General features: G+C 42.0%; 5 protein-coding genes. All 5 read left to right on the forward strand.

Features of this window, described 5'->3' with window-relative positions:
* Nucleotides 1-83: 83 nt before the first annotated feature.
* The 5 genes from HCK02_RS13645 to HCK02_RS13665 are packed head-to-tail and all read left to right on the forward strand — an operon-like array spanning nt 84 to nt 2,021.
* Nucleotides 84-479, forward strand: coding sequence for a chorismate synthase (locus HCK02_RS13645; RefSeq protein WP_167630646.1), 396 nt, complete (start codon nt 84-86; stop codon nt 477-479).
* Nucleotides 472-771: a WXG100 family type VII secretion target gene (locus HCK02_RS13650; RefSeq protein ID WP_167630647.1), complete on the forward strand. Its 300-nt coding sequence runs from the start codon at nt 472-474 to the stop codon at nt 769-771. Before HCK02_RS13645 ends, HCK02_RS13650 begins: the two co-directional genes overlap by 8 nt.
* Nucleotides 768-1,484, forward strand: a complete 717-nt coding sequence (locus tag HCK02_RS13655; protein WP_167630648.1) for a DUF5081 family protein — start codon at nt 768-770, stop codon at nt 1,482-1,484. The genes HCK02_RS13650 and HCK02_RS13655 overlap by 4 nt, the downstream gene beginning before the upstream one ends.
* Nucleotides 1,465-1,812: a hypothetical protein gene (locus tag HCK02_RS13660; protein ID WP_167630649.1), complete on the forward strand. Its 348-nt coding sequence runs from the start codon at nt 1,465-1,467 to the stop codon at nt 1,810-1,812. The genes HCK02_RS13655 and HCK02_RS13660 overlap by 20 nt, the downstream gene beginning before the upstream one ends.
* The gene (locus tag HCK02_RS13665; protein ID WP_167630650.1) at nt 1,809-2,021 is read left to right on the forward strand and encodes a hypothetical protein; all 213 of its coding nucleotides are present in this window, start codon (nt 1,809-1,811) and stop codon (nt 2,019-2,021) included. The genes HCK02_RS13660 and HCK02_RS13665 overlap by 4 nt, the downstream gene beginning before the upstream one ends.
* Nucleotides 2,022-2,043: the final 22 nt, after the last annotated feature.

Raw genomic sequence — 2,043 nt, forward strand, 5'->3', positions numbered from 1 at the left:
ACTTATTCCGTAAGGAAAAGAAATGAAACATTTAGGGAAGATCATTTATCTTTCTAAAATATATTTTACGAGGAGGGGATAAAATGGGTTTATTTGGATTTTTTAATACTCCAACAGAGAAGAAACGCGATGACTATGATAAATTACACGATCTGCTAAAGGATGCAATTCGTGAGCATGATGACAAAATGGCTGAAGCTAAAGACACTTTTAGTAGCTATAAAAACGGCGTACCCAATATGTCGAACAGTAAAATCCCCTCTAATGATTTTGATCAAAAACGGGAGAAATTAGCATCAAAACTTGCGAAATATATTAGCAGTGAAGCAGATAAACGTTCGAAGCTCGTCAGTGCGAAAAATAAAGCATATGACAAGTACGCAGAATACAAAGCACAAGCGATCCACGAAGCAGCTGTTGAGAAAGCGAAGAAAGAAAAAGAGCGAAAAGAAAGGGAGGAGCGGCTAAAGAATGGGTAATGTGAAGATCAAAGCGAGCAAAGTTGCGGAAGCAAAAGCGCAAGCCAAAATTGTCGAAGACTCACTTCGCGAAACGCATAAAAAATGTTCAGACTTGACCTCCTATGTAGCCAGTGCAAAGTGGGACGGGAAAGCGCGGGATAGTTTCTTGACCTATATTGAGTTGATCGAAAAATACCACAAGGAAGTCGAATCACGCTACAAGAAGCAAAGAAAGGCTTTACAGAAATTGTCTGAATTTGAAGCTGACTTTGAAGAATCAAGTCAAGTACGTGAGGTGAAACGACTATGACAGCACAGGATACTTTTCGTGTTGAAGAACTATTTTTGATCGCTTCTGCCTTTGGCGGGGAATCCGTTTTCGGTCTACCGGACCGAGCGGTTTTCCAGCTGCAAGGCAAAGATGGTTTTCGTGAAGGATATGAGGCGCTTCAAGAGAAAGGGATTTTAAATGAAGCTGGCGAACTGACAGACGGGGGAGCACTCGTTGTTGAATCACTGGAAAATTATCAAAGCTGTCAGTCGTATGTTCGGCTCAATCAATTTCTATTCGGGTTTCGAGATGATGATTCTGAGAACGCGTATTTGCTGATTGAAGTGGAAGAAGATTCCGCTTATCGGTTCGAAGTTATGGATAAAGTATTCATTTTGCAACTTCTAAACCAGCAGTTCCCGCTACTTGGGAGAACGATGCCAGAAGAAGAGAAATCGTTTTTGATGCGCGAGCTTAGTGCGGAAGACGCTGAATTGGCGGCATTATGTGAGCCTGACGAACGTTTTTTGAGTATGGAATATTTTCACGTGAACGAGGAGCCACGCGTGGAAGAAAACCGTGACTTTTATCAGCAGTATTTCTTATTTGTTTGGAAAGAGCTGCTGATTGCGGTTGACGTGGTACGTGAGGCGTATTATCAGGTGAGCGGTTATTGGCTGTGGAATGAGCTTTACCGTGAATTGAAGTTTCCAGTGAAGGAGGCGCTAGAAAATGGCACAACAGGCATTTAGTGGAGAGGGCGGTTCAGGAACGATCTCGATCAATCCAGATGAACTGACACATATTGCAAATGAACTGATGGCGATTGCCAATGAATTCGAATCGGTGATTGCGCCAGCGATCAAGAAAATCAATCACCAAGAGTATGTAACGGCTGGAAAAGCAAAAAAAGCGATGAAGAAAGTATCCGATGCAAATGATCGCGTTTTGGAATTACAGGATCATTATGCACGTGCATCTTCACTTGTCTTTGAAACGCTAAATGCGATGATTCAAGCTGACCAAGAAGTGGGCGAAAAAATTATCGCGTCGCTGAACATCGGAGGCGATAAAGGATGAAGGATGTTCACTACATTGAAGCGGATTTTGAGAAAGCTGAGAAAAGCATCGGGAGCTTAATCGGTAAAGGCGTTTGGGGAAAAGGCGCCATAGACAGCTTGAAGGCAGTTTCGAAAAACTTGGAAGAAGCTGAAAGTGATATTGCGAGGTTAGACTGCATGTATCCTAATAAAGTAGACACCTTTTTTGATATACTAGTAAATAAATAGACACAAATGTCGAAAGGACTTT

It is taken from the genome of Listeria valentina, assembly GCF_011800755.1.
In the GTDB taxonomy this organism is placed as follows: Bacteria; Bacillota; Bacilli; order Lactobacillales; family Listeriaceae; genus Listeria; species Listeria valentina.

Excerpts from the sequence above, each read along its gene's own strand:
- HCK02_RS13660 (WP_167630649.1), top strand. The coding sequence starts at position 1,465 with ATGGCACAACAGGCATTTAGTGGAGAGGGCGGTTCAGGAACGATCTCG.
- HCK02_RS13665 (WP_167630650.1), top strand. The coding sequence starts at position 1,809 with ATGAAGGATGTTCACTACATTGAAGCGGATTTTGAGAAAGCTGAGAAA.
- HCK02_RS13650 (WP_167630647.1), top strand. The coding sequence starts at position 472 with ATGGGTAATGTGAAGATCAAAGCGAGCAAAGTTGCGGAAGCAAAAGCG.
- HCK02_RS13645 (WP_167630646.1), top strand. The coding sequence starts at position 84 with ATGGGTTTATTTGGATTTTTTAATACTCCAACAGAGAAGAAACGCGAT.
- HCK02_RS13655 (WP_167630648.1), top strand. The coding sequence starts at position 768 with ATGACAGCACAGGATACTTTTCGTGTTGAAGAACTATTTTTGATCGCT.